This window comes from Kitasatospora sp. NPDC127067, from assembly GCF_042724755.1.
Taxonomy (GTDB): Bacteria; Actinomycetota; Actinomycetes; order Streptomycetales; family Streptomycetaceae; genus Kitasatospora; species Kitasatospora lactacystinica.
The window spans coordinates 1-25,366 of the sequence record NZ_JBHXEM010000057.1 but is presented as its reverse complement, the minus strand read 5'-3'; the positions used below and the strand labels follow the sequence as shown (position 1 = coordinate 25,366).

22 protein-coding genes are annotated in these 25,366 nt (G+C 72.6%); 18 read left to right on the top strand and 4 right to left on the bottom strand.

Features of this window, described 5'->3' with window-relative positions; genetic code table 11:
- Window positions 1-21: 21 nt before the first annotated feature.
- Both ACFWJ4_RS22740 and ACFWJ4_RS22735 read right to left on the bottom strand, forming a co-directional pair.
- On the bottom strand, window positions 22-1,251 hold the full coding sequence (locus tag ACFWJ4_RS22740) for a DUF349 domain-containing protein (RefSeq protein WP_380546475.1): 1,230 nt from the start codon (window positions 1,249-1,251) through the stop codon (window positions 22-24).
- Window positions 1,252-1,516: 265 nt separating this feature from the next.
- Window positions 1,517-2,362, bottom strand: coding sequence for a peptidylprolyl isomerase (locus ACFWJ4_RS22735; RefSeq protein ID WP_380546473.1), 846 nt, complete (start codon window positions 2,360-2,362; stop codon window positions 1,517-1,519).
- Window positions 2,363-2,612: 250 nt separating this feature from the next.
- On the opposite strand from ACFWJ4_RS22735, the gene ACFWJ4_RS22730 reads away from it, so the two are divergent.
- The 7 genes from ACFWJ4_RS22730 (at window position 2,613) to rpsD (ending at window position 10,396) form a co-directional block, all read left to right on the top strand.
- Window positions 2,613-3,320, top strand: a complete 708-nt coding sequence (locus ACFWJ4_RS22730; RefSeq protein ID WP_380351198.1) for an MBL fold metallo-hydrolase — start codon at window positions 2,613-2,615, stop codon at window positions 3,318-3,320.
- A gap of 11 nt (window positions 3,321-3,331) precedes the next feature.
- Window positions 3,332-4,594, top strand: coding sequence for a histidine--tRNA ligase (gene hisS, locus ACFWJ4_RS22725; RefSeq protein ID WP_359897464.1), 1,263 nt, complete (start codon window positions 3,332-3,334; stop codon window positions 4,592-4,594).
- The gene (aspS, locus tag ACFWJ4_RS22720) at window positions 4,591-6,381 is read left to right on the top strand and encodes an aspartate--tRNA ligase (RefSeq protein WP_380546471.1); all 1,791 of its coding nucleotides are present in this window, start codon (window positions 4,591-4,593) and stop codon (window positions 6,379-6,381) included. The genes hisS and aspS overlap by 4 nt, the downstream gene beginning before the upstream one ends.
- 96 nt (window positions 6,382-6,477) lie before the next feature.
- Entirely contained in the window at window positions 6,478-6,984 is a 507-nt protein-coding gene (locus tag ACFWJ4_RS22715; protein ID WP_380546469.1) for a GNAT family N-acetyltransferase, read from the top strand.
- A 170-nt stretch (window positions 6,985-7,154) separates the two neighbouring features.
- Window positions 7,155-7,973: a polyphosphate kinase 2 gene (ppk2, locus tag ACFWJ4_RS22710; protein ID WP_380546467.1), complete on the top strand. Its 819-nt coding sequence runs from the start codon at window positions 7,155-7,157 to the stop codon at window positions 7,971-7,973.
- Window positions 7,974-8,029: 56 nt separating this feature from the next.
- Window positions 8,030-9,472, top strand: a complete 1,443-nt coding sequence (locus ACFWJ4_RS22705) for a replication-associated recombination protein A (RefSeq protein ID WP_380546465.1) — start codon at window positions 8,030-8,032, stop codon at window positions 9,470-9,472.
- Window positions 9,473-9,781: 309 nt separating this feature from the next.
- Window positions 9,782-10,396, top strand: a complete 615-nt coding sequence (gene rpsD / locus ACFWJ4_RS22700) for a 30S ribosomal protein S4 (RefSeq protein ID WP_030240707.1) — start codon at window positions 9,782-9,784, stop codon at window positions 10,394-10,396.
- A 96-nt stretch (window positions 10,397-10,492) separates the two neighbouring features.
- Here the strand turns inward: rpsD and ACFWJ4_RS22695 are convergent, their stop codons facing one another.
- Window positions 10,493-10,819, bottom strand: a complete 327-nt coding sequence (locus ACFWJ4_RS22695; protein WP_359897459.1) for a tetratricopeptide repeat protein — start codon at window positions 10,817-10,819, stop codon at window positions 10,493-10,495.
- Window positions 10,820-10,867: 48 nt separating this feature from the next.
- A complete protein-coding gene (locus ACFWJ4_RS22690) occupies window positions 10,868-13,102 on the bottom strand; it encodes an ATP-binding protein (RefSeq protein WP_380546463.1) in 2,235 nt (744 codons plus the stop codon).
- 243 nt (window positions 13,103-13,345) lie between these two features.
- On the opposite strand from ACFWJ4_RS22690, the gene ACFWJ4_RS22685 reads away from it, so the two are divergent.
- The 11 genes from ACFWJ4_RS22685 to aroQ all read left to right on the top strand — a co-directional run bounded on the left by ACFWJ4_RS22685 (window position 13,346) and on the right by aroQ (window position 25,328).
- Complete coding sequence (locus ACFWJ4_RS22685; protein WP_359897457.1) at window positions 13,346-13,825, top strand: DUF948 domain-containing protein; 480 nt, start codon at window positions 13,346-13,348, stop codon at window positions 13,823-13,825.
- A 4-nt stretch (window positions 13,826-13,829) separates the two neighbouring features.
- A complete protein-coding gene (locus tag ACFWJ4_RS22680) occupies window positions 13,830-14,282 on the top strand; it encodes a DUF6167 family protein (protein ID WP_380546462.1) in 453 nt (150 codons plus the stop codon).
- Window positions 14,282-16,951: an alanine--tRNA ligase gene (alaS, locus tag ACFWJ4_RS22675; RefSeq protein WP_380351189.1), complete on the top strand. Its 2,670-nt coding sequence runs from the start codon at window positions 14,282-14,284 to the stop codon at window positions 16,949-16,951. The genes ACFWJ4_RS22680 and alaS overlap by 1 nt, the downstream gene beginning before the upstream one ends.
- On the top strand, window positions 16,951-17,430 hold the full coding sequence (gene ruvX, locus ACFWJ4_RS22670; protein ID WP_359897454.1) for a Holliday junction resolvase RuvX: 480 nt from the start codon (window positions 16,951-16,953) through the stop codon (window positions 17,428-17,430). The genes alaS and ruvX overlap by 1 nt, the downstream gene beginning before the upstream one ends.
- A gap of 148 nt (window positions 17,431-17,578) precedes the next feature.
- Complete coding sequence (gene mltG, locus ACFWJ4_RS22665) at window positions 17,579-18,847, top strand: endolytic transglycosylase MltG (protein ID WP_380546460.1); 1,269 nt, start codon at window positions 17,579-17,581, stop codon at window positions 18,845-18,847.
- Window positions 18,848-19,055: 208 nt separating this feature from the next.
- Window positions 19,056-20,996, top strand: a complete 1,941-nt coding sequence (gene mltG, locus ACFWJ4_RS22660) for an endolytic transglycosylase MltG (protein ID WP_380546458.1) — start codon at window positions 19,056-19,058, stop codon at window positions 20,994-20,996.
- A 42-nt stretch (window positions 20,997-21,038) separates the two neighbouring features.
- A complete protein-coding gene (locus tag ACFWJ4_RS22655) occupies window positions 21,039-21,869 on the top strand; it encodes a shikimate dehydrogenase (protein ID WP_380546456.1) in 831 nt (276 codons plus the stop codon).
- Window positions 21,870-22,104: 235 nt separating this feature from the next.
- Complete coding sequence (gene aroC / locus ACFWJ4_RS22650) at window positions 22,105-23,289, top strand: chorismate synthase (RefSeq protein WP_380351179.1); 1,185 nt, start codon at window positions 22,105-22,107, stop codon at window positions 23,287-23,289.
- Window positions 23,286-23,807: a shikimate kinase gene (locus tag ACFWJ4_RS22645; RefSeq protein ID WP_380351178.1), complete on the top strand. Its 522-nt coding sequence runs from the start codon at window positions 23,286-23,288 to the stop codon at window positions 23,805-23,807. Before aroC ends, ACFWJ4_RS22645 begins: the two co-directional genes overlap by 4 nt.
- On the top strand, window positions 23,800-24,891 hold the full coding sequence (gene aroB / locus ACFWJ4_RS22640) for a 3-dehydroquinate synthase (protein WP_359897446.1): 1,092 nt from the start codon (window positions 23,800-23,802) through the stop codon (window positions 24,889-24,891). The genes ACFWJ4_RS22645 and aroB overlap by 8 nt, the downstream gene beginning before the upstream one ends.
- An 8-nt stretch (window positions 24,892-24,899) precedes the next feature.
- Entirely contained in the window at window positions 24,900-25,328 is a 429-nt protein-coding gene (gene aroQ / locus ACFWJ4_RS22635; protein WP_049653999.1) for a type II 3-dehydroquinate dehydratase, read from the top strand.
- Window positions 25,329-25,366: the final 38 nt, after the last annotated feature.

Genomic DNA, 25,366 nt, shown 5'->3' with positions numbered 1-25,366 from the left:
GCCGTTCAGCGCTCGGGGCGGTCAGCCGCTGAACTCCTCCTGGCTCCGGTGCGCCTGCTCCAGCAGGGTCTGCACGCCGGCCAGCTCGGACTCCAGCTTGGCGGTCCTGGACGCGTTGCCGGCCGCGCGGGCCTTGTCCAGGTCGGCCTGGATCTTGTCGGCCTTGGCCTGGAACAGGCCCACCATGCCGGCCGCGCGGGCCTTGGCCTCCGGGTTGGAGCGCTTCCACTCGGCGTCCTCGGCCTCGCGGATGGCCCGCTCGACCGTGTTCAGCCGGCCGTCCAGCTTCGGACGGACCTCGCGCGGCACGTGGCCGATGGCCTCCCAGCGCTCGTTGACCTCGCGCAGCGCGGCCTTGGCGGTCTTGAGGTCGGTGATCGGCAGGATCGCCTCGGCCTCGGCGGCCAGCGCCTCCTTGAGCTTCTGGTTCTCCACCTGCTCGGCGTCCCGCTCGCTGAACACCGAGGAGCGGGCCTGGAAGAAGACGTCCTGGGCGCCGCGGAACCGCGCCCACAGCTCGTCCTCGATGTCCCGCTGGGCCCGGCCGGCGGACTTCCAGCGCGCCATCAGGTCGCGGTAGGCGGCCGCGGTGCTGCCCCACTCCGTGGACGAGGACAGTGCCTCGGCCTCGGTGACCAGCGCCTCCTTGGTCTGCCGGGCCCTCTCGCGCTCGGCGTCCAGGGTGGCGAAGTGCGCCTTGCGGTGCTTGGAGAAGACCGAGCGGGCGTGCGAGAAGCGGTGCCACAGCTCGTCGTCGCTCTTGCGGTCCAGTCGCGGCAGGCCCTTCCAGGTGTCCACCAGGGCGCGCAGCCGGTCCCCGGCCTCCCGCCACTGGGTCGACTCGGCGAGCTGCTCGGCCTCGGTGACCAGGGCTTCCTTGGCCGTACGGGCCTCGTCCTGGGCCTTGGCGCGAGCGGCCTTGCGCTCCTCGCGCCGGCTCTCGATCTCGCCGGCGAGCGTGTCCAGCCGCTTGGCCAGGCCCTCCAGGTCGCCGACCGCGTGTCCCTCGACCACCTGGGCGCGCAGGTGCTCCAGCGCGGTCTGGGCGTCCTTGGCGGCCAGGTCGGTGGTGCGCACCCGCTTCTCCAGCAGGCCGATCTCCACCTCGATGCCCTGGTACTTGCGCTCGAAGTAGGCGAGGGCCTCCTCGGGCGAGCCGGCCTGCCAGGAACCGACGACGCGTTCACCGTCGGCCGTCCTGACGTAGACCGTGCCCTGCTCGTCCACACGGCCCCACGGGTCGCTGCTCATAGCGCGTCCTCCACATGACGTCGCGCCCGCGCCGGGGCGGCGCGCGTCCGTCGTCCACAGTTGATGTGCGACGGACCGAAAGAGTCCGCCGTCCCCGTCCGCCGTGCCTTGCTGCCGAGGGTGACGGCCAGGCGGGTGCGGGCACCCTATACAACGCCAACATAGGCGACCGGGACCGGTGCTGTCCGCATCCGGGCCGGGCGATTTCGGTCCGGGGCCCTGCGGGGACGGCGCGCAGGCCGCCCCCGCAGGGCCCCGGAGTAGGTCAACCCTTCGCCACCGTAACGGAGTTGAAGGTGACGTCGGCCATCGGGTGGCCGTCCGGCGAGCCCTCCAGGGTGCCCGCGGCGGCGATCTTCTGCACCACGTCCAGGCCCCCGGTGATCTTGCCGAAGGGGGTGTAGTTCGGCGGCAGCTTGGTGTCCTTGTAGACCAGGAAGAACTGGCTGCCGTTGGTGCCCGGGCCGGAGTTGGCCATCGCCACGGTGCCGGCCGGGTAGGTCGCGCCGGTCAGGTTCTCGTCCGCGAACTTGTAGCCGGGGCCGCCGGTGCCGCCCGGGACGGTCGCGCTGGCGGTCGGGTCGCCGCACTGGAGCACGAAGATGCCGTCGGTGGTGAGCCGGTGGCACTTGGTGTGGTCGAAGTACTGCTCGCCGGCCAGGAAGGCGAAGGAGTTCACCGTGTGCGGGGCCTTCGCGGCCTCCAGCGCGATCGTCACCTTGCCGCAGTTGCTGTCCAGCGTCATGGCGTACGAGCCGCTCGGGTCGATCGTCATGGGCGGCTCGGCCTGCCACTGCTTGCCGTTGGGCGCGCCCGGCGCCGGGGCGGCGCAGCCCTCGACCGGCTTGCGGGTCGGGGTGGTCGGCTCGTCGGTGCTGGTCGGCGCCGCCTGGGCGCTGTTCGCCGAGGCCTTCTTGTCGCCCTTGTCGTCCGAGCTGAACGCGCCGGTGGCGATCAGGGTGCCACCGCCGGCCAGCACCACGACGGCGAGCGAGGCGCCCAGGATCGTGTTGCGCCGCCTGCGTGCGGCCGCGGCCGCGACCCGGCGCTCCAACTGGCGCTCGTACTTGTCTCGGGCGAGCTGCCGCCGCCGTTGTTCGCTGCTGACCACCGGCCGTGTCTCCTACGGATGTGCGGGAAAAGTGGATGGATTCCGGAGCGGATCATCGCATCCCTCGGCGGCCAAGTGTAGGGACCGGGCCTGTAAGAACCCGGTGAACCTGCCGGGCCGCGGCGCCCCGTCACCGCTATCTGGTTCGCAACCGGACCCGCGGCGCCGGTAGGCTGCACCTACATCACCACTGGCAGCGATCACCACTGGTAGCCGCCGCAGCCGACCGCCGCACACCCGAAGGACGCGCGTGTTCATCGCCGGATTCCCCGCTGGAGCCTGGGGCACCAACTGCTACCTGGTCGCTCCGGCGGCGGGCGAGGAGTGCGTCATCGTCGATCCCGGCCACCAGGCGGCCCGCGGCGTCGAGGACATGGTCCGCGAGCACCGGCTGAAGCCCGTCGCCGTGCTGCTCACCCACGGCCACATCGACCACGTGGCCTCGGTGGTCCCGGTCTGCGGCGCCCGCGGCGTCCCGGCCTGGATCCACCCCGAGGACCGGTACATGATGTCCGACCCGGAGAAGGCGCTCGGCCGCTCCCTGGGTACCCAGCTGATGGGCGAGCTCACCGTCGGCGAGCCCGACGACGTGCGCGAGCTCACCGACGGCAGCGTGCTGGAGCTGGCCGGCCTGAAGCTCACCGTGGACCACGCCCCGGGCCATACCGGGGGGTCGGTGACCTTCCGGACGCCCGGTGCCGAGGACCTCCCCCCGGTGCTGTTCTCGGGCGACCTGCTGTTCGCCGGCTCCATCGGGCGTACCGACCTCCCGGGCGGGGACAGCGCGGCGATCATGAACTCGCTGGCCCGGGTGTGCCTGCCCCTCGACGATTCCACCGTGGTCCTCTCCGGTCACGGCGGTCAGACCACCATCGGCCGCGAGCGCGCCACCAACCCCTACCTCCGACAGGCAGCGGGGGCGGCCGGCGCCCCGGCTTTCCCGCGACGAGGAATGTGACGGAAGAGAAGTTGAGCACCTTCACCGCCCCCAAGGGCACCTACGACCTGCTGCCCCCCAGCTCCGCGACGTTCCTGGCGATCCGCGAGCGCATCGCCGCGCCCGCCCGCCGGGCCGGCTACGGCTACGTCGAGACCCCGGTCTTCGAGGACGTGAAGCTGTTCTCCCGCGGTGTCGGCGAGTCCACCGACATCGTCTCCAAGGAGATGTACACCCTCACCACCAAGGGCGGCGACGAGCTGGCGCTGCGCCCGGAGGGCACCGCCTCGGTGCTGCGCGCCGCCCTCCAGGCCAACCTGCACAAGCAGGGCAACCTGCCGGTCAAGCTCTGGTACTCCGGCTCGTACTACCGCTACGAGCGCGCCCAGAAGGGCCGCTACCGCCAGTTCTCCCAGGTCGGTGCCGAGGCGATCGGCGCCGAGGACCCGGCGCTGGACGCCGAGCTGATCATCCTGGCCGACGACGCCTTCCGCTCGCTGGGCCTGGGCAACTACTCGCTGCTGCTCAACAGCCTCGGCGACAAGCAGTGCCGCCCGGTCTACCGCGCCGCCCTGATCGAGTTCCTCTCGGGCCTGGACCTGGACGAGGAGACCCGCCGCCGCGCCGAGATCAACCCGCTGCGCGTCCTCGACGACAAGCGCGAGTCGGTGCAGGCCCAGCTCACCGACGCCCCGATGCTCCGCGACTACCTGTGCGAGGAGTGCAAGGCGTACGACGAGAAGGTCCGCGAGCTGCTCACCGCCAACGGCGTCGCCTTCGTCGACGACCCGAAGCTGGTCCGCGGCCTGGACTACTACACCCGCACCACCTTCGAGTTCGTGCACAACGGCCTCGGCGCCCAGTCCGCCATCGGCGGCGGCGGCCGCTACGACGGCCTGTCCGAGATGATCGGCGGCCCCGCGCTGCCGTCCGTCGGCTGGGCCCTCGGCGTGGACCGCACCTTCCTGGCCCTGGAGGCCGAGGGCGTGGACCTCGACCTGCCGGCCGCCACCTCCGTCTACGCCGTCGCGCTCGGCGAGGAGGCCAAGAACATCCTGTTCGCCAAGGTGGTCGAGCTGCGCCGGGCCGGCGTCGCCACCGACCTCGCCTTCGGCGTCAAGAGCATCAAGAACGCCATGAAGTCCGCCGACCGGTCCGGCGCCCGCTTCGCCCTGATCGCCGGGGACCGGGACCTCGCCGAGGGCGTCGTCCAGCTCAAGGACCTGAGCACCGGCGAACAGGCCCCCGTCGCCCTCGACGCACTCGTCACCACCCTGAAGGAGAAGCAGCTGTGATCCGCACGCACGACGCGGGCACGCTCCGCCCGGAGCACGCAGGCACCACCGTCACCCTGGCCGGCTGGGTCGCCCGCCGCCGCGACCACGGCGGCGTCGCCTTCATCGATCTGCGCGACGCCTCCGGCACCGTGCAGATCGTGGTCCGCGACCTCGACTCGGTGCACGGCCTGCGCGCCGAGTACTGCGTCAAGGTCGTCGGCGACGTCCGGGTCCGCCCCGAGGGCAATGAGAACCCGGACATCCCGACCGGCGCGGTCGAGGTCGTCGTCAGCGCGATCGAGGTGCTCTCCGAGGCCGCCCCGCTGCCCTTCCCGGTCGCCGAGTACGAGCCGGGCACGGTCAACGAGGAGGTCCGGCTGCGCTACCGCTACCTGGACCTGCGCCGCGAGGGCCCGGCCAAGGGCCTGCGCCTGCGCTCCAAGGTCAACAACATCATCCGCCGGGTGATGGAGGAGAACGACTACCTCGACATCGAGACGCCGTACCTCACCCGCTCCACCCCCGAGGGCGCCCGCGACTTCCTGGTCCCGGTCCGCCTCCAGCCCGGCCACTGGTACGCCCTGCCGCAGTCGCCCCAGCTGTTCAAGCAGCTGCTGATGGTGGCCGGCATGGAGCGCTACTACCAGATCGCCCGCTGCTTCCGCGACGAGGACTTCCGCGCCGACCGGCAGCCGGAGTTCACCCAGCTGGACATCGAGGCCTCGTTCGTCGACCAGGAGGACATCCTGGCCCTCGGCGAGAAGATCATCGGCTCCGTCTGGCGCGAGGTCCACGGCTACGAGATCCCCAACCCGCTGCCGCGGATGACCTACGCGGACGCCATGGGCCGCTACGGCTCGGACAAGCCGGACGTCCGCTTCGGCCAGGAGCTCACCGACCTGACCGCGTACTTCAAGGGCACCGACTTCCGCGTCTTCCAGGCCCCGTACGTCGGCGCCGTGGTCATGCCCGGCGGTGCCTCGCAGCCGCGCAAGCAGCTGGACGCCTGGCAGGACTGGGCCAAGGCGCGCGGCGCCCGCGGCCTCGCCTACGTGCTCATCGACGCCGAGACCGGCGAGCTGCGCGGCCCGGTCGCCAAGAACCTCTCCGAGGAGCACCTGGCCGGCCTCGCCGCCGCCGCGGGCGCCAAGAACGGCGACGCGATCTTCTTCGCGGCCGGCAAGGAGCGCGCCTCGCAGGAGCTGCTCGGCGCCGCCCGTCTGGAGATCGGCCGCCGCTGCGAGCTGATCGACGAGTCCCAGTGGGCCTTCCTCTGGGTCGTCGACTTCCCGATGTTCGAGCCGATCGAGGACGACAAGGGCCAGTTCCAGGGCTGGCACGCGGTGCACCACCCGTTCACCGCCCCGACCGCGGAGTCGCTGGCCACCTTCGACACCGACCCGGGCTCGGCGCTCTCCAACGCCTACGACCTGGTCCTCAACGGCTCGGAGCTGGGCGGCGGTTCGATCCGTATCCACCAGCGCGACGTGCAGAAGCGGGCGTTCGACGCGATCGGCCTCTCCGAGGAGGAGGCGGCCTCGCAGTTCGGCTTCCTGCTGGACGCCTTCAACTACGGCCCGCCGCCGCACGGTGGCGTCGCCTTCGGCCTGGACCGCATCGTCACGCTGCTGGGCGGGTACGACACCATCCGGGACGTCATCGCCTTCCCGAAGACGTCCACCGGCGGCGACCCGCTGACCGGCGCCCCGACCCCGATCACCCCGGCGCAGCGTCGCGAGGCCGGCGTGGACGCCCAGCCGAAGGTCCGCGAGGACGCCAAGGGCGAGGCTCAGCCCAAGTCCTGACGTCGCGTCATCCGCTAACCTGCAACGGCCCCGGACGGCTCGCCCGTCGTCCGGGGCCGGTCCACAACGGTGTGTGACACAGGGAGGGTTGACTCAATGCAGGTCACGACGAGAGTCGAATGTCCGGACGACGTCCCGGCGACCAGACGCGTCCACATGGCCGCGTTCCCGGGGCCGGACGAGGCGGACCTGGTGGACGCGCTGCGCCGCGATCCCGCCTGGCTGCCCGGGCTGTCCGTGGTGGCGGTCGACGGTGCCGGGCTGGTGATCGGACACGCGCTGCTGACCCGGCTGCGGGTCGGCGACGGCAAGGCGCTGGCGCTCGCGCCGGTCGCGGTGGCGCCCGAGTGGCAGCGCCGGGGCGTCGGCGAGCTGGTCGTCCGGGCCGTGCTGGCGGCGGCCGAGGAGGCGGGGGAGAAGCTCGTGGTCGTCCTCGGCGATCCGGAGTACTACGGGCGGTTCGGCTTCGCGCCGGCCGGGCGGCACGAGGTCACCGGCCCGTTCGAGGTGCCGGAGGCGTACTTCCAGGCGCTTCCGCTGGCGGCGTACGACGGCGCCCCGCGCGGGCTCTGCCGCTACCCCGAGCCCTTCGTCGCCGTATAGAGCCTGCCTCCAGGCTCTTGCCCCACCCCGAGCGCCGCTCCCTCGGGCGCCTCTCCCGGGGCCGGTCCACGAGACCGGCCCGGTCGCCACGGCCTCGCCGACCTGCGGATCCGGCCGCCGGCGCCTACGGTGAATGCTCATCAGCATTCGACCGAACGGAGGACCCGAGGGTGGCCGAGCAGCGGCGGACCGGGAAGCCGGAGAAACTGGCCAGGAAGCCGTACGAGCGGGAGCTGCTGCGGCTCCAGGAGGAGCTGGTGAAGCTCCAGGAGTGGGTGCGGGCCGAGGGCGCCCGGCTGGTGGTGGTCTTCGAGGGACGCGACGCCGCCGGAAAGGGCGGAGCGATCAAGCGGGTGACGGAGTACCTGAACCCGCGCATCGCCCGGGTCGCGGCGCTGCCCACGCCGACCGAACGGCAGAAGACCCAGTGGTACTTCCAGCGGTACGTCGAGCACCTGCCGGCCGCCGGGGAGATCGTGCTGTTCGACCGCAGCTGGTACAACCGCGCGGGCGTCGAGCGCGTGATGGGCTTCTGCAACGACGAGGAGTACTGGCAGTTCCTGCACCAGTGCCCGACCTTCGAGCGGATGCTGACCGAGTCGGGCATCCTGCTGCGCAAGTACTGGTTCTCGGTGAGCGACACCGAGCAGGAGCGGCGCTTCCGGGACCGCCTGGGCGACCCGATGAAGCGCTGGAAGCTCTCCCCGATGGACGTCGAGTCGATCACCCGCTGGGAGGACTACTCGCGGGCCAAGGACGAGATGTTCATCCACACCGACACCCCGGACTCGCCCTGGCACGTGGTGGAGAGCGACGACAAGCGCCGGGCCCGGATCAACATGATCGCCCACCTGCTGTCCACCGTGCCGTACCGCGAGATCAAGGCCCGGCAGGTCGAACTGCCGCCCCGCCCCGCGTCGCACGGCTACCAGCGGCCCCCGCGCGACCTGCAGAAGTACGTCCCGGACCACGCCGCCGGGCTGGAGTAGGCCGGGCCCGTCGCGTGCCTTGCCGGGCTGTCCGGGGCCTCGCATAGGCTTCCGGTGTGGACGAACCGGACCTCTTCACCGCCGCAGCCGAGGAACGCCAGACCAGGGAGCCCGGCCGGGCTCCGCTGGCCGTACGGATGCGTCCGCGCACCCTGGACGAGGTGGCGGGGCAGCGGCAGCTGCTGAAGCCCGGCTCGCCGCTGCGCCGGCTGGTCGCGGGCTCGCGGGGCCCGGCGGCGACCAGTTCGGTGATCCTCTGGGGGCCGCCCGGCACCGGCAAGACCACGCTGGCGCACGTGATCAGCCAGGCGGTCGAGGGCCGCTTCGTGGAGCTGTCCGCGATCACCGCCGGGGTCAAGGAGGTCCGGGCGGTGATCGACGGCGCCCGGCGGGCGGTCGGGATGTCCGGCCGGGAGACGGTGCTCTTCCTGGACGAGATCCACCGCTTCTCCAAGGCCCAGCAGGACTCGTTGCTGCCGGCCGTGGAGAACCGCTGGGTGACCCTGATCGCGGCGACGACCGAGAACCCGTACTTCTCGGTGATCTCCCCGCTGCTGTCCCGCTCGCTGCTGCTCACCCTGGAGTCGCTGACCGACGAGGACATCCGGGCGCTGCTGCGCCGTGCGGTGGCCGACGAGCGCGGCCTGGAGGGCGCGCTGGAGCTGTCCGCGGAGGCCGAGGACCACCTGGTGCGGCTGGCCGGCGGGGACGCCCGGCGGGCGCTCACCACACTGGAGGCGGCGGCCGGCGCGGCGCTGGAGAAGGGCGAGTCGAGCATCACGCTGGCCACCACCGAGACGGCGGTCAACCAGGCGGCGGTGCGCTACGACAAGGACGGCGACCAGCACTACGACGTGGCGAGCGCGCTGATCAAGTCGATCCGCGGCAGCGACGTGGACGCCACCCTGCACTACCTGGCCCGGATGATCGAGGCGGGGGAGGACCCGCGGTTCATCGCCCGCCGGCTGATGATCTCGGCCGGCGAGGACGTTGGACTGGCCGACCCGACGGCCCTGCAGACGGCGGTGGCGGCGGCCCAGGCGGTGGCCCTGATCGGCTTCCCGGAGGCCCGGATCATCCTCTCCCAGGCGGCCATCGCGCTGGCCCTGGCGCCCAAGTCCAACGCCGCCTACCTGGCGATCGACGCGGCGCTGGCGGACGTCCGGCAGGGCCTGGCGGGCGCCGTCCCGCCCCACCTGCGGGACGCGCACTACGGCGGCGCGGGCAAGCTCGGCCACGGCCAGGGCTACCGGTACCCGCACGACCTGCCGGAGGGCATCGCCGCCCAGCAGTACGCGCCGGACGCGGTGCACGGCAAGGAGTACTACCGGCCGACCAGGCGCGGCGGCGAGGCCCGGTACGCGGACGTGGTGGAGTGGACGCGCGGGCGGCTGCGGGGGGAGCGCAGGGTGGAGGGCAAGGCCGGGAAGAAGGACGGGAAGGCGCCCGCGAAGCCGGAGCAGAAGGCCGAGGAGCAGCCCGGGGAAAAGGGCGAGTGATCCACCGGTATACTCGGTCGGAGTGCCATGTCCCGGGACGGCGGCGGGGGAGACCCCACCGACCGGCCGCACCAGCGGGACACCGGCCGTAGGCCCCCTCCGAGGGGCCCGCACCAGGAGCGTCGCGCACCGTTTCGGTGTCGCGGGCGGCCCAGATTCTGGGCCGGTCCGTGTGACCAGCACTTTCGTGCCCGGCTCCGGAGAGCGGCTGACCGCATCGCCTCGGCGATGGGTTGTCTCCGGGTCGCGAGATGCGACCTCCGTCAACACCTGGTGAAGCCGTATTCGTAAGCAAGGAAGGTTTGGTTCATGGCGAACCAGAAGCGTCCCAAGGTCAAGATCGCGCGTGCGCTCGGCGTGCCGCTGACCCCGAAGTCCGTCAAGTACTTCGAGGCCCGCCCGTACCCGCCCGGCCAGCACGGCCGTGGCCGCAAGCAGAACTCGGACTACAAGGTCCGTCTGCTCGAGAAGCAGCGTCTGCGCGCCCAGTACGACCTGAGCGAGAAGCAGATGGCGCGCGCGTTCGACCGCGCGAAGAAGGCCGAGGGCAAGACCGGTGAGGCGCTCGTCGCCGACCTGGAGACCCGTCTGGACTCGCTGGTGCTGCGTTCGGGCATCGCCCGCACCATCTACCAGGCCCGCCAGATGGTCGTCCACGGCCACATCGAGGTCAACGGCGGCAAGGTCAACAAGCCGTCGTTCCAGATGAAGCCGGGCTTCGTGGTGACCGTCCGCGAGCGCAGCAAGGAGAAGGTCCCCTTCCAGGTCGCCCGTGAGGGTGGCTACGCGGGTGAGGGCCAGACCCCGAAGTACCTCGAGGTCAACCTGAAGGCCCTGGCCTTCCGCCTGGACCGTGCGCCGCAGCGCAAGGAGGTCCCGGTGATCTGTGACGAGCAGCTGGTCGTCGAGTACTACTCGCGCTGACCCGGTTCCGCTCTTCGCGACACCACGAGCGAGCCCCCGCCGCCTTTCGAGGCGACGGGGGCTCGCCCCTTTTCCGTGCCGTCCTTCCCGCTGCCGTCAGATGCTCTCGCCGGTCATCGCGGCGGCCAGCCGCAGGTGCGGGCGGGCCTCCTCGGGCCGGCCCTGGCGCTCCAGGGTGCGGCCGAGCATCAGCCGGGCGTAGTCCTCGGCCGGGTCGGCCTCCAGGATCCGCAGCAGCTCGGCCTCGGCGCGGCGGAGCTGGGCCGAGTGGAAGTAGCTGCGGGCCAGCAGCATCCGGACGGAGAGGTTGGTCGGCTCCTCGGCGAGGACACCTTCGAGCGTGCGCGCCGCGTCGGTGTACGCCTTGGAATCGAAGTAGAACTTCGCCATGCGGTACTCGTTGGCGGCGTTGTGGACGGCCATGATGCTCCTTCCGGGCAGTTCCTTGCCTCCTCAAGCAATCGGCAAGTTTCAACTATTCCGCGCCGTCGAGGGCGCCGGCGCGGGCGGCGCCGAGCGGGGGTCCCGCGCCGTTTCCGGGCCCTGCGCCCTGCGCCCGGCCCCGCCGCCGAGCGCCCGGGCGACCGCCGCGTCCAGGTCCAGCAGGGTCCCGGCCTCGTAGCACTCCTCGTACTCCTGGGCGGTCAGCCCGGCCCGGGCCCGCTCGGCGCACTCCTGGTGGGGGCCGAAGAAGTTCCGCGAGCCCAGGAACGGGTTGCCGACCGTGCGCCAGATCCGGTGCGCGGCCCCCTGCAGCACCCGGGCCTCGCGCAGGTCGCCCGGCTCGCCCGGTCCGCTCGGCTCGGTCTCCAGCAGTGCCAGCAGGTCGATGCCCAGCACGATGCCGAGCAGGTCGCGGAAGAGGTGGTTCAGCCGCACGCACTCCCGGGCCAGCGCCCGGGCGGGCTGCACGGCGCCGTCCAGCCAGTGCGAGTACGCCATCGCGTAGAGCACGTACCCGTAGGCCCACTGCTCGCCGTGCTCCTCGCACAGCTCGCGGGCCTGGCCGAACCAGAGCTCGCCGCTGTCCGGATCGCCCTGGAAGAGGTGGGCCAGGCCCAGCTCCAGCATGGCCATCACCACGTTGCTGTTGAGCTCGCCGATGGTCCGGTAGTGCCAGAGCGCCTCCTCGAACAGTTCGGCGGCCCGGTCGGGGTCGTCGCCGACCAGGGCGACGCAGCCCTGGCGGTGGACGGCGTAGGCCAGCGCCCGGTCGTCGCCGGTGTCCAGCGCCTGGCGGCGGCACTCCTCCAGTGCCGGGCGGGCGAAGCCGAGGTCGCCCTGGAGGGTGGCCATGTAGCCGGTCACCCAGAGGGCCTTGGCCCGGGCCTCGGTGGGCTCGCGGTCCAGCGCGAGCGCGCGGTCCAGCCAGTGCCGGCCCTCGCCGAGGTGGCCGCAGCCGATCCAGTAGAACCAGAGCGTGCCGGCCAGCAGCAGGGCGATCTGCTCCTCGCCCGGCTCGGCGAGGCAGAACTCCAGCGCCGCGCGCAGGTTGCCGTGGGCGAGCCCGGTGCGCTCGGCGGTCTCCGCCTGCCGGGGGCCGAACCACTCGACCTCGCCCCAGGTGGCGACGCCCAGGTACCAGTCCCGGTGGCGGCGCAGCAGCCGCTGCTCCTCGCCGGCGGCGCGCAGCCACTGGCCGCCGTACTCGCGCAGGGTGTCCAGCAGCCGGAAGCGCACGCCGAAGGCGCTGTCCTCGCGCAGCACCACGGACTGGGCGACCAGCTCGTCGAGCAGGTCGAGGACGTCCTCGGCCTCGATGCCCTCGCCGGCGCAGACGTACTCGGCGGCCTCCAGGTCGAATCCGCCGGCGAAGACCGACAGGCGGGCCCAGAGTAAACGTTCCTGCACGGTGCACAGTTCATGGCTCCAGCCGACCGTCGTGCGCAGCGTCCGGTGCCGCGGCAGGGCCGTCCGCGAGCCGCCGGTGAGCACCCGGAAACGGTCGTCCAGCCGGGCGGTGACCTGCTCCACCGACAGCGCGCGCAGCCGGCCGGCGGCCAGCTCCAGGGCCAGCGGGATGCCGTCCAGCCGGCGGCAGAGCAGCGCGACCGCCTCCGCGTTGGCCTCCGTCACCTCGAAGGACGGCAGCACCGCCCAGGCCCGCTCGACGAACAGCCGTACCGCGTCCGGCAGCGCGTCCGGCCGCACCGGGCCGGAGGGCGCCGGGCCGACCGGCAGCGGCGTGAGGGCCAGCAGGTGCTCGCCCGAGGCCCGCAGGGTGGTGCGGCTGGTGGTCAGCAGCCGCAGGCCGGGCAGCGCCCGCAGCAGCGCGTCGGCCAACTCGGCGCAGGCCTCCACCAGGTGCTCGCAGCCGTCCAGTACCAGCAGCAGGCGCCGGCCCTCCAGCCGCTCGATCAGGACGTCCAGCGGCGGACGGGCGGAGCCGTCGGCGAGCCGCAGCGACTCCAGGACGGCGTGGCCGAGCAGCAGCGGGTCCTGCACCGGGGCCACGTCCACCAGCCAGGTGCCGTCCGGGAAGGCGTCGGCCGCCCGGGCCGCCGCGCGCAGGGCCAGTCGGCTCTTGCCCACGCCGCCCGGCCCGGTGACGGTCACCAGCCGGGCCGAGTCCAGCAGCCCGGCCAGCTCGGCCAGTTCGCCCCGCCGCCCGACGAAGCCGGTCACCTCGGCCGGCAGCCGGCCGGGCTCCGGCCCGTGCGGCCCCGCCGCGGGCTCCCCGGGCGGTGCTGTCCAGTCCCCGGCCAAAGGCTGCTCCCCGTGCTCCAAGCCGGACCGGTCGGGGTCCGGACGTGCGTCGGGCCGTACGGGCGACGGCCTGCCAGGCAGAACGAGGTGACCGATCGGTAGGTTACGCGTGCGGATCGCACACCCGACCGGATCGCCGGGCGAACAACCCGGTCCGGAAACCGGGCCCGGGCGCGATAGGGTTTCCTGCTGGGGCCTGTCTGACAGGCCCAGGAGAACTGCAAGGCGAGGGAGCGCGCAAAGGTGTCCGTGGGAGAGCTGGCCGGATTGCTCGTCGCCGTGTTCTGGGCGGTCCTGGTCACCCTGCTCGCCGTGGTGCTGGTCCGCCTCTCGCGGGTGCTCAAGGAGGCCGCCGTCCTGGTCTCCGCGGTCACCGAACAGGCCGTTCCGCTGCTGACCGACGCGGGCGCCGCGGTGCGCAGCGCCAACGAGCAGCTGGAGCGGGTCGACGAGATCACCGCCAACGTGCAGGACGCCGCCGCCAACGCCAACGCGCTCTCCTCCACCGTGGCCGCCACCCTGGGCGGACCGCTGGTGAAGGTCGCGGCGTTCAGCTACGGCGTGCGCAAGGCCGTCGCCCGGCAGCAGGGCGGCCTGCCGCCGGTGCCGGCGCAGGCCGGCGAGCGCGAGGAGCTGGCCCGGCTGATCCGGGCCGAGGTGCGCGCCGCGACCGCGCCCAGGAGCGGCCTGTTCTCCCGGGTCCGGCGCGCGGTGAGGGGCTGACGGCATGGTGCGACGCATCTTCTGGATGGCGGTCGGCGCCGGCGCCACCGTCTGGGCCATGAACAAGGCCAACGAGGCCGTGCACCGGCTCACCCCGGACAGCCTCTCCGGCACCGCCGCCCGCGGCGCGCTGCACCTGGGCGACCTGGCCAAGCAGTTCGCCCGGGACGTGCAGGCCGGCATGGCCGAGCGCGAGGAGCAGTTGAAGGACGACCTCGGGCTGCACGGCACCGCCGTGGTGGAGCCCCGCGGCGACCGCCGGTCCCTCCTGGGGAAGCGTTCCGCGCTGCCCCCCTCCGGCGAGCCGCAGTACCGAGCTATCTCGGCGGCGCCCGGTAGCCCGGCCGCCGCCCTGCCTCCGTCCCGCAGCTCCCGTACCACCCCCCGGACCACTGAAGAAACGCCCCGCCGCGCCCTGCCGCCGCGGGGCGGTACCCCGAACCGGAAGGACCACTAATGGAGTCGGCTGAGATCCGCCGCCGCTGGCTGCGCTTCTTCGAGGAGCGCGGCCACACCGTCGTTCCGTCGGCGTCCCTGGTCGCCGACGACCCCACCCTGCTGCTCGTCAACGCCGGCATGGTGCCGTTCAAGCCCTACTTCCTGGGCGAGGTCAAGCCGCAGTTCTCGCGCGCCACCAGCGTCCAGAAGTGCGTGCGCACCCTGGACATCGAGGAGGTCGGGAAGACCACCCGGCACGGCTCCTTCTTCCAGATGTGCGGCAACTTCTCCTTCGGCGACTACTTCAAGGAAGGAGCCATCAAGTTCGCGTGGGACCTGCTCACCACCCCCGTCGCGGACGGTGGCTACGGCCTGGAGAAGGAGAAGCTCTGGATCACCGTCTACAAGGACGACGACGAGGCCGAGCAGATCTGGCGTGACGTCATCGGCGTGCCCTCGGAGCGCATCCAGCGCCTGGGCATGAAGGACAACTTCTGGTCGATGGGCGTCCCCGGCCCGTGCGGCCCGTGCTCGGAGATCAACTACGACCGCGGCCCCGCGTACGGCGAGGAGGGCGGCCCGGCCGTCAACGGCGAGCGCTACCTGGAGATCTGGAACCTGGTCTTCATGCAGTACGAGCGCGGCCACGGCGACGGCAAGGACGGCTTCGAGATCCTCGGCGACCTGCCGAGCAAGAACATCGACACCGGCCTCGGCCTGGAGCGCCTCGCCGCCATCCTGCAGGACGTCGACAACCTCTTCGAGATCGACACCAGCCGGATGATCCTCGACCGCGCCGCCGAGCTCACCGGCCACACCTACGGCGCCGACCACAAGTCGGACGTCTCGCTGCGCGTGGTCACCGACCACATCCGCACCGCGCTGATGCTGGTCGGCGACGGCGTCACCCCCGGCAACGAGGGCCGCGGCTACGTGCTGCGCCGCATCCTGCGCCGCGCCATCCGCAACATGCGCCTGCTGGGCGCCACCGAGCCGGTGGCCAAGGAGCTCATCGACGTCGCGATCAAGGCGATGGCTCCGCAGTACCCCGAGCTGGAGAGCGACCGCAAGCGCATCGAGACGGTCGTCGTCGGCGAGGAGGGCGCCTTCCTCCAGACCCTGAAGGCCGGCACCAACCTGCTGGACGTCGCGGTCACCGAGACCAAGCAGGCCGGCGGCGCGGTGCTCTCCGGCGAGCAGGCGTTCAAGCTGCACGACACCTACGGCTTCCCGATCGACCTCACCCTGGAGATGGCCGAGGAGCAGGGCCTCCAGGTGGACGAGTCCGGCTTCCGCCGCCTGATGCAGGAGCAGCGGGACCGGGCCAAGGCGGACGCCAAGGCCAAGAAGATGGGCCACGCCGACGTCGCCGCGTACCGCGAGGTCGCCGACAAGTCCGGCGCCAGCGTCTTCACCGGCTACGCCCTCACCGAGGGCGAGGCCACCGTGGTCGGCCTGCTGGTGGACGGCGTCCCGTCGCCGGCCGCCTCCGAGGGCGACGAGGTCGAGATCATCCTCGACCGCACCCCGTTCTACGCCGAGGGCGGCGGCCAGCTCGCCGACCAGGGCCGGATCAGGCTGGAGTCCGGCGCGGTGGTGGAGATCCGCGACGTGCAGCAGCCCGTCCCGGGCGTCGTCGTGCACTCCGGCGGGGTGCTGTTCGGCGAGGTCGTGCTGGGCGCCTCGGCGTACGCCACGATCGACATCGAGCGCCGCCGGGCGATCGCCCGTGCGCACTCGGCCACCCACCTGACCCACCAGGCGCTGCGCGACGCGCTCGGCCCGACGGCCGCCCAGGCCGGCTCCGAGAACGCCCCCGGCCGCTTCCGCTTCGACTTCGGCTCGCCCGCCGCCGTTCCGGGCAGCGTGCTGGTCGACGTCGAGCAGAAGATCAACGACGTGCTGGGCCGCGAGCTGGAGGTCACCGCCGAGGTCATGACGATGGACCAGGCCCGCAAGGCCGGCGCCATCGCGATGTTCGGCGAGAAGTACGGCGACGAGGTCCGGGTCGTGACCATCGGCGACTTCTCCAAGGAGCTGTGCGGTGGCACCCACGTCGGCAACACCGCCCAGCTGGGCCTGGTGAAGCTGCTCGGCGAGTCCTCGATCGGCTCCGGCGTGCGCCGCGTCGAGGCGCTGGTCGGCACCGACGCGTACCGCTTCCTGGCCCGTGAGCACACCGTGGTCGCCCAGCTCACCGAGCTGGTCAAGGGCCGCCCGGAGGAGCTGCCGGAGAAGATCTCGGGCATGCTCGCCAAGCTCAAGGACGCCGAGAAGGAGATCGAGCGCTTCCGCGCCGAGAAGGTGCTGGCCGCCGCGGCGGGTCTGGCCGACTCGGCCGAGGACGTGCACGGCATCGCCGTGGTCGCCGCGCAGGTCGCCGACGGCGTGGGCGCGGACGAGCTGCGCAAGCTGGTCCTGGACGTGCGCGGCCGCCTCGGCTCGCGCCCGGCCGTGGTCGCCGCCTTCACGGTGGCCAATGACCGCCCGCTGACCGTCATCGCGACCAACGAGGACGCCCGCGGCCGCGGCATCAAGGCCGGCGAGCTGGTCCGGACCGCCGCCAAGACCCTCGGCGGCGGAGGTGGCGGCAAGGACGACGTCGCCCAGGGCGGCGGCTCCAACCCGGCCGCGGTCGGCGAGGCCATCGCCGCGGTGCGCGGCCTGGTCGCGGAGCGCGCCAGCTGATGGAGCAGGAGGAGAGGCCCTTCCGGCGTGGGCGGCGGATCGCCGTCGACGTCGGGGACGCCCGGATCGGGGTCGCGTCCTGCGACCCCGACGGGGTGCTCGCCACGCCCGTGGAGACCGTCCCGGCCGGGGTGAAGTCGCAGGCCAGGATCGCCGCCATCGTCGACGAGTACGGCGCGATGGAGGTGATCGTCGGGCTGCCGCGCTCGCTCAGCGGCAAGGAGGGGCCGGCGGCGGAGAAGGTCCGGGCGTACGCGGCCCGGCTGGCCGCCCGGCTCTACCCGGTGCCGGTGCGGCTGGTGGACGAGCGGATGTCGACCGTCACCGCGACCCACGGGCTGCGCGCCTCGGGGGTCAAGGCGAAGAAGGGCCGCTCGGTGGTGGACCAGGCCGCCGCGGTGGTGATCCTCCAGACCGCCCTTGAGTCCGAACGGGTGAGCGGACGCCCGCCCGGTGAGAGCGTCGAGGCGGTCGGCTGACCGGTCTGATCTAACGTCCCGTTTGAGGGGTCCGTGCGGACGCGTCCGCACGGACCCTTTTTCGTTCGCTTCCGTGTCCGTTATGGATCGATTCACATCGATTCATATTGATCCGGATCGATCCGGGACCGCCAAGGGGGCGCGAGCCATGACCGACCAGGACTTCCACCCAGGGCTCACGCCGGGGCATCTGGGCGCGCCGGTGCTGGAACCGGAGGGCCGTCCGCCGGGCGCGCCCCGCCCGCGCTTCGATGCGCCGGATCCGCACCGACGGCGCAACGGGCTGGCCTGCGGGCTCACCGCGCTCGCGCTGATCGCGGTGTTCGGCGGGATCGGGCTGACCGGGTACACCTGGCTCCAGGCGCAGCGCAAACCCCCGGCCGCCGCCGACTTCGCCGGGCAGGGCACCGGCAGCGTGCAGGTCTCCGTCCCGGAGGGCGCCGGCCTCTCCCAGATCGCCTCCGCGCTGGTCCGCAACGGGGTGGTGGCCAGCTCGCTCGCCTTCACCCGGGCCGCGAAGGGCAGCGCGGCGGCGGCCGGGCGGATCCAGCCCGGGACGTACACACTGAAGCAGAAGATGTCGGCCGCGGCGGCGCTGGCGATCCTGATCGACCCGGCCAACGCCAACGGCCTGACCATCCCCGAGGGCTGGCGCGGCTACCAGATCTACGCGGCCATCGACCGGAAGCTGAACCTGCCCGCGGGCACCGCCCAGAAGACCGCCCAGGACCAGGGCGCCGAACTCGGCCTGCCCGACTTCACCAACGGCAGCCCGGAGGGCTACCTCTTCCCGGCGACGTACAGCGTCACCGAGGGCACCACCGCCTTCGACCTGCTGAAGCAGATGGTGGACCGGGCCGGCAGGGAGTTCGGCCGGGACGACGCCACCGTGGTCGCGCAGAACCTCGGGCAGAGCGTGTACGGGCTGATCACCGTGGCCAGCATGGTCCAGGGCGAGGCCGACAACACCGAGGACATGGGCAAGGTGGCCCGGGTGATCTACAACCGGCTGGCCAAGGGCATGCCCCTGCAGCTGGACTCCACCATCAACTACGCGCTCGGCCGCTCGACCCTGAACACCTCGGTGACCGACACCAGGCTGGACTCCCCGTACAACACCTACCTGCACCCCGGGCTGCCGCCGAGCCCGATCTCCAACCCCGGGCGGCAGGCGATCCTGGCCGCGCTGGACCCGACGCCGGGGGACTGGCTGTACTTCGTCACCGTGAAACCGGGGGACACCCGCTTCACCGACAGCTTCGACGTTCAGCAACGCAACGTGGTCGAGTTCAACGCCAACCGGGCGGCGGCCAGGCCCAGTGCCCCGGCCGCGGACCCGTCCTCCCCGGCGTCCTCCGGCCCGGGGGGCGCGGGCGGGGCCGGGGCGCCGTCCGGGTCCGGTGCGGGGACGCCGTGACGGTGTCGGGGGCACCGTAACGGTGTTGTGTGCCCTCGGTGAGATCGCTCACTGACCGTGCGTCCGCCCGGGCGGGGGTAAGGCTGCGGTACGGTAACGTCTCCCTCCAGGCGCTGCGCTAGCACGCCGGTTCGAGAATCAGCCGGGACGGCGTCGTCCCGGACGGCCGGTTTGATCCTCCGGTCGTCACCGTCGGTTAAGGGGATCGATGACCGATCTGGGTGGGGGCTACGGCCCCCAGGGCGAGCCGTGGCACCCCGGTGATCCCGGGTACGACGGCCGGCAGCCGGTCCCCGGCCAGCAGGACGGCCAGTGGCAGCAGCAGTACCCGCAGCAGGGCCAGGCGGCCCAGCAGCAGCCGTACGGGGACGTGCAGCAGGGGTACGCCCAGCAGCAGATGACGCCGCAGATGCAGCAGCAGATGATGGCGCAGCAGGGCTATCCGCAGCAGCAGGCGCAGATGCCGCAGCAGGGTTACCCGGGCGGTCAGCAGGGCTACCCCCAGCAGGTGCCGCAGCAGCAGGTGCCGCAGCAGGGCTACCCCCAGCAGGGGTACGCGCAGCAGCAGGTGCAGCAGCAGGTGCAGCAGGGCTATCCGCAGCAGCAGATGCCCCAGCAGCAGGCGCCGATGCAGCAGCAGGGCTACCAGCAGGGCTTCCCCGGCGGCCAGCAGGCCCCCCAGCAGCAGGCCCCCCAGCAGCAGGTGCCCCTGCCCCAGCAGCACGCCCAGCCCCAGCAGGACCAGTCCCAGCAGGCTCCCCAGCAGCAGCAGCAGACGCCGCGGCGACGGCGGCAGCAGCCGACGGCCCCGGCGCCCGCGCCGGCCTCCGGCCCGGGCCCGGACGGGATCGACTGGGAGGCCGAGGCCGCCGCGCTGGAGGCCGGCGCCGACCCGGTCGGTGCCCCGCGCGAGGCCGGGACGGACGAGTGGGACGGCCACCAGGACGTCCGCCACGAGGACGACGGCTACCTCGACGAGCACGCCGAGGCCGGGGACGCCGGCTTCCTCGGGGAGCAGGACGAGTCCCGCGAGGCCCAGAAGAAGCGCAAGGAGAAGGGCAAGAAGTCGGGCCGCCGCAACGGCGGCGCCTGTCTGCTGGTCGCGCTGGTGCTGCTCGGCGCCGTGGGCGGGGCCGGCTGGTGGGGCTACGGCTTCTACCAGAGCCACTTCGGCCCGCCGGAGGACTTCACCGGCGAGGGCACCGGCTCCGTCCAGGTCGAGGTCAAGAAGGGCGCGGTCGGTGGGCAGATCGGTCTGGCGCTGAAGAACGCCGGTGTCGTCAAGAGCGTCGACGCGTTCTCCGCGGCCTGCAAGGCCGAGCCCAAGTGCGGCACCATCCAGTACGGCTACTACGGGCTGAAGAAGGAGATGCCGGCCGCGGCCGCGCTCAAGGAGCTGCTCGCCCAGGCGGGCGGCGCGGCGATCGTCGTCCCCGAGGGCAAGAACTCCACCGAGATCTACACCCTCATCGACACCAAGCTGAAGCTGCAGGCGGGCACCACGGCGGGCGTCGCCAAGGCCCAGGTCAACGACCTCGGCCTGCCGCCGTACGCCAACGGCAACATCGAGGGCTTCCTCTGGCCGACCCGCTACAACATCGCCGAGGGCATGAAGCCCGAGGACCTGCTCAAGCAGATGGTGAAGAACGCCACCGAGAAGTACGCCGGCCTGGACGCCCAGGCCGCCTCGGTGGGGCTGAAGACCGGCTACGAGGTGCTCATCGAGGCGAGCATCCTCCAGCGCGAGGGCAACAACCCGGAAGACTTCGCCAAGATGGCCAAGACCATCCAGAACCGGCTGGCGGCCGGCGGCGAGATCAACCACCGGCTGGGCATGGACACCACGCTCCAGTACTCGCTGAACCGCAAGGACCTCGACAAGAAGGACATGGACGACGCGTCCAACAAGTACAACACCTACATCAATCCGGGCCTGCCGCCCGGTCCGATCTCCAACCCCGGCGACGACGCGCTCAACGCGACGCTGCACCCGGCGGACGGAAAGTGGCTGTACTTCATCGCGATGTCCCCGACCCAGACCCGGTTCGCCGAGACGAGCAAGGAGCACTACGCCAACGTCAAGGAGTACTGCCAGTCGGCCGGGCAGGGCTTCGACGAGGCGCGCGGTCACTGCACCACCAAGAAGTAGCCACGGCCGGACGACAGTCCGCCAGTTCGCGGAGAGGCAGCGTTGACCAGCAAGCACCGGGCGGCCGTTCTCGGTTCGCCGATCGCCCACTCGCTCTCGCCGGACCTGCACCGGGCCGCCTTCGCGGCGCTCGGACTGGACGGCTGGCGCTACGACCGCTTCGAGGTCGACGAGGCCGGGCTGCCCGGGTTCGTCGCCGCGCTGGACGAGGCCGAGTGGGCCGGTCTGTCGCTCACCATGCCGCTGAAGCGGGCGGTCGTCCCGCTGCTCGACGAGGTCAGTGCGACGGCCCGCTCGGTGGACGCGGTGAACACCGTGGTGTTCACCGCCGACGGTCGGCGCACCGGGCACAACACCGACGTTCCGGGGCTGGTCAACGCGCTGCGCGAGCGCGGGATCACCGAGGTGCCCGAGGCGGCCGTCCTGGGCGCCGGGGCCACCGCCTCCTCGGCGCTGGCCGCGCTCGCCCAGATCTGCACCGGCGAGGTGACGGTCTACGTGCGCAGTGCCGAGCGGGCCCGGGAGATGGCCGAGCTGGGCGAGCGGCTGGGCGTGGCCGTCCGCACCGCCGACTGGGAGCGCGGCGCCGAGGCGCTGGCCCGGCCGCTGACCGTCTCCACCACGCCGGTGGGCGCGACGGACGTCTTCGCCGACGCGCTGCCCGCCGAGCCGGGCGCGCTGTTCGACGTGCTGTACCACCCGTGGCCGACGGCGCTGGCCGCCGCCTGCGCCAGGCGCGGGGCGACCGTCCTGGGCGGGTTGGACCTCCTGGTGCACCAGGCGGTGCTGCAGAGCGAGGCCTTCACCGGGCGGACGCCCGGGCCGCTGGCGGCGATGCGCGAGGCGGGGGAGAAGGCGCTCGCCGGGCACTGAGCCCCCGCGCCGAGTGGCGGGGGCACCGGTCGCGGGCCCGGTCCTCCGGCCGGGTGCCGGGCCCGTCCTGCGGCCGGTTCCCCGGGCGGTTCCCGGCCGGATGGTGGCCGGTTGCCGTCCGGCACGCGGACTGTGCCCCCAGGTGCTGCTGGGGCATGAAAGGATTCAGGCACAAGGCACGCCCGGGGCGGGCCCCGGCGGTGCCGAGGTCCGGTCCGCTGATGAAGGAGCTCCGTTGGGTACGTTGCGCTGGCTGACGGCGGGGGAGTCGCACGGCCCCGCACTCGTCGCGACGCTGGAAGGCCTGCCCGCCGGTGTACCGGTCACCACCGCTGTGGTGGCCGACGCGCTGGCGCGCCGCCGGCTCGGTTACGGCCGCGGGGCGCGGATGAAGTTCGAGCAGGACGAGGTGACCTTCCTCGGCGGCGTCCGGCACGGTCTGACGATGGGCAGCCCGGTCGCGGTCATGGTCGGCAACACCGAGTGGCCGAAGTGGGAGCAGGTCATGTCGGCCGACCCGGTCGACCCCGAGGTGTTGGCGGGCCTGGCCCGCAACGAGGCGCTCACCCGCCCCCGGCCCGGCCACGCCGACCTGGCCGGCATGCAGAAGTACTCGATCGACGAGGCCCGGCCGATCCTGGAGCGCGCCAGCGCCCGGGAGACGGCCGCCCGGGTCGCGCTGGGCGCCGTCGCCCGCGCGTACCTCCGCGAGGTGGCCGGCATCGAGATCGTCAGCCACGTGGTCGAGCTGGCCGCCGCCAAGGCGCCGGCCGGTGTGGTGCCGCTGCCCTCGGACGAGGCGCGACTGGACGCCGACCCGGTGCGCTGCCTGGACGCCGACGCCTCGAAGGCGATGGTCGCCGAGATCGACCAGGCCCACAAGGACGGCGACACCCTGGGCGGCGTGGTCGAGGTGCTGGCGTACGGCGTGCCGGTGGGCCTCGGCTCGCACGTGCACTGGGACCGCCGGCTGGACGCGCGGCTGGCTGCCGCGCTGATGGGCATCCAGGCGATCAAGGGCGTCGAGGTCGGCGACGGCTTCGAGCTGGCCCGGGTGCCGGGCTCCAAGGCGCACGACGAGATCGTCCCGACCGCCGAGGGCGTCAAGCGCACCTCCGGCCGCTCCGGCGGCACCGAGGGCGGCCTGTCCACCGGTGAGGTGCTGCGGGTGCGCGCCGCGATGAAGCCGATCGCCACCGTGCCGCGGGCGCTCCAGACCCTGGACGTGCGCACCGGCGAGCCGGCCAAGGCGCACCACCAGCGCTCGGACGTCTGCGCGGTGCCGGCCGCGGGCATCGTCGCCGAGGCGATGGTCGCGCTGGTGCTGGCGGACGCGGTGAACGAGAAGTTCGGCGGCGACAACGTCTCCGAGACCCGCCGCAACGTGCAGAGCTACCTCGACAACCTGATCATCCGATGACCAGTCCCGTTGTGGTGCTGGTCGGCCCGCCCGGCAGTGGCAAGTCCACCGTCGGGCGGGTCCTGGCCGAGCGCCTGGGCGTGGGCTTCCGGGACACCGACGCCGACATCGAGGCGACCGTCGGAAAGCCCATCCCGGACATCTTCGTCGACGAGGGCGAGCCGCACTTCCGCGCGCTGGAGGCGGCGGCCGTGCGCGCGGCCGCCGAGGGGCACGACGGGGTCCTGGCGCTCGGCGGCGGCGCGGTGCTGGCCGAGGCCACCCGCGCGCTGCTGCACGAGCTGCCGGTGGTCCTCCTGGAGGTGCCGCTCGCCGACGCCGTCAAGCGGGTCGGCCTGGACGCCCCGCGCCCGCTGCTGGCCGTCAATCCGCGGGCCCGCTGGCGCGAGCTGATGGAGGCCCGCCGCCCCCTCTACCTGGAGGTGGCCACCGCCGTGGTCGACACCGCCGGGCGCAGCCCGGAGCAGGTCGCGGACGCCGTACTGGAAGCACTGGAGCTGAAGACCCCCCATGACTGACACCACCGTCAGGATCCACGTCGGCGGCAGCGCCGGCCACGACCCGTACGACGTGCTGATCGGGCACCAGCTGCTCGGTGAGCTGGCGCCGCTGATCGGTGCCCGGGCCAAGCGGGTCGCGATCATCCACCCGGAGGCGCTGGCCGCCACCGCCGACGCGATCCGCGACGACCTGGTCGGCGAGGGCTACGAGGCCATCGCGCTCCAGGTGCCCAACGCCGAGGAAGCCAAGAGCGTCGAGGTCGCCGCGTACTGCTGGTCGGTGCTCGGGCAGACCGGCTTCACCCGCAGCGACGTCGTCGTCGGCCTCGGCGGCGGCGCCACCACGGACCTGGCCGGCTTCGTCGCCGCCACCTGGCTGCGCGGGGTGCGCTGGATCTCCATGCCCACCACGCTGCTCGGCATGGTCGACGCGGCCGTCGGCGGCAAGACCGGCATCAACATCGCCGAGGGCAAGAACATGGTCGGCGCCTTCCACCCGCCGGTGGGCGTGCTGGCCGACCTCGGCACCCTGGAGACCGTGCCCAAGCACGACTACGTCTCCGGCCTGGCCGAGGTCATCAAGTGCGGCTTCATCGCCGACCCGGCCATCCTCGACCTGATCGAGGCCGACCCGGAGGGCGCGAGGACGCCGGCCGGGCCGCACACCGTCGAGCTGATCCGCCGGGCCATCCAGGTCAAGGCCGACGTGGTCTCCGGGGACCTCAAGGAGTCCGGCCGCCGCGAGATCCTCAACTACGGCCACACCCTCGGCCACGCCATCGAGCGCAACGAGCGGTACAAGTGGCGGCACGGCGCCGCGATCTCCATCGGCATGGTCTTCGCCGCCGAACTCGGCCGCCTGGCCGGGCGGTTGGACGACGAGACGGCCGACCGGCACCGCACCGTGCTGGCCTCGGTCGGCCTGCCGCTGAGCTACCGGGCGGACGCCTGGCCGAAGCTGTTGGACGCGATGAAGATCGACAAGAAGTCGCGCGGCGACCTGATCCGCTTCATCGTGCTGGACGGCCTGGGCAAGACCTCGGTGCTGGAGGGCCCCGACCCGTCGCTGCTGGTCGCCGCGTACGCGGAGGTCTCGGCGTGACCAGGGTGATGGTGCTCAACGGCCCCAACCTGGGCCGGCTGGGCAGCCGGGAGCCGGACGTCTACGGCGCCACCTCGTACGCCGGACTGGTCGAGCGCTGCACCGCGCTGGGCAAGGAGTTCGGCTTCGAGGTCGAGGTGCACGAGACCAACTCCGAGCAGCAGATGGTGGAGTGGCTGCACGAGGCGGCCGACGGGCAGGTGCCGGTGGTGATCAACCCCGGCGCGTTCACCCACTACTCGTACGCGATGCGGGACGCCGCGGCGCAGCGCACCGCGCCGCTGATCGAGGTGCACATCTCCAACCCGTACGCCCGGGAGACGTTCCGGCACACCTCGGTGATCGCCGCGGTGGCCTCCGGCACCATCGCCGGCTTCGGGCTCGGCTCCTACGAGCTGGCGCTGCGCGCGCTGGCCGAGCGGCTCACCACCCGCTGAGGGTACGGGCGGTGGCCCGGCGGCGGACTGTGCCCGCC

What these genes read in the sequence shown, in the direction of transcription:
- rpsD (WP_030240707.1), top strand. Translation starts at nt 9,782, where the DNA reads ATGGCGAACCAGAAGCGTCCCAAGGTCAAGATCGCGCGTGCGCTCGGC.
- ACFWJ4_RS22680 (WP_380546462.1), top strand. Translation starts at nt 13,830, where the DNA reads ATGGTGCGACGCATCTTCTGGATGGCGGTCGGCGCCGGCGCCACCGTC.
- ruvX (WP_359897454.1), top strand. Translation starts at nt 16,951, where the DNA reads ATGGAGCAGGAGGAGAGGCCCTTCCGGCGTGGGCGGCGGATCGCCGTC.
- ACFWJ4_RS22695 (WP_359897459.1), bottom strand. Translation starts at nt 10,819, where the DNA reads ATGGCCGTCCACAACGCCGCCAACGAGTACCGCATGGCGAAGTTCTAC.
- aroB (WP_359897446.1), top strand. Translation starts at nt 23,800, where the DNA reads ATGACTGACACCACCGTCAGGATCCACGTCGGCGGCAGCGCCGGCCAC.
- mltG (WP_380546460.1), top strand. Translation starts at nt 17,579, where the DNA reads ATGACCGACCAGGACTTCCACCCAGGGCTCACGCCGGGGCATCTGGGC.
- ACFWJ4_RS22740 (WP_380546475.1), bottom strand. Translation starts at nt 1,251, where the DNA reads ATGAGCAGCGACCCGTGGGGCCGTGTGGACGAGCAGGGCACGGTCTAC.
- ACFWJ4_RS22645 (WP_380351178.1), top strand. Translation starts at nt 23,286, where the DNA reads ATGACCAGTCCCGTTGTGGTGCTGGTCGGCCCGCCCGGCAGTGGCAAG.
- aroQ (WP_049653999.1), top strand. Translation starts at nt 24,900, where the DNA reads ATGGTGCTCAACGGCCCCAACCTGGGCCGGCTGGGCAGCCGGGAGCCG.
- alaS (WP_380351189.1), top strand. Translation starts at nt 14,282, where the DNA reads ATGGAGTCGGCTGAGATCCGCCGCCGCTGGCTGCGCTTCTTCGAGGAG.
- mltG (WP_380546458.1), top strand. Translation starts at nt 19,056, where the DNA reads ATGACCGATCTGGGTGGGGGCTACGGCCCCCAGGGCGAGCCGTGGCAC.
- ACFWJ4_RS22715 (WP_380546469.1), top strand. Translation starts at nt 6,478, where the DNA reads ATGCAGGTCACGACGAGAGTCGAATGTCCGGACGACGTCCCGGCGACC.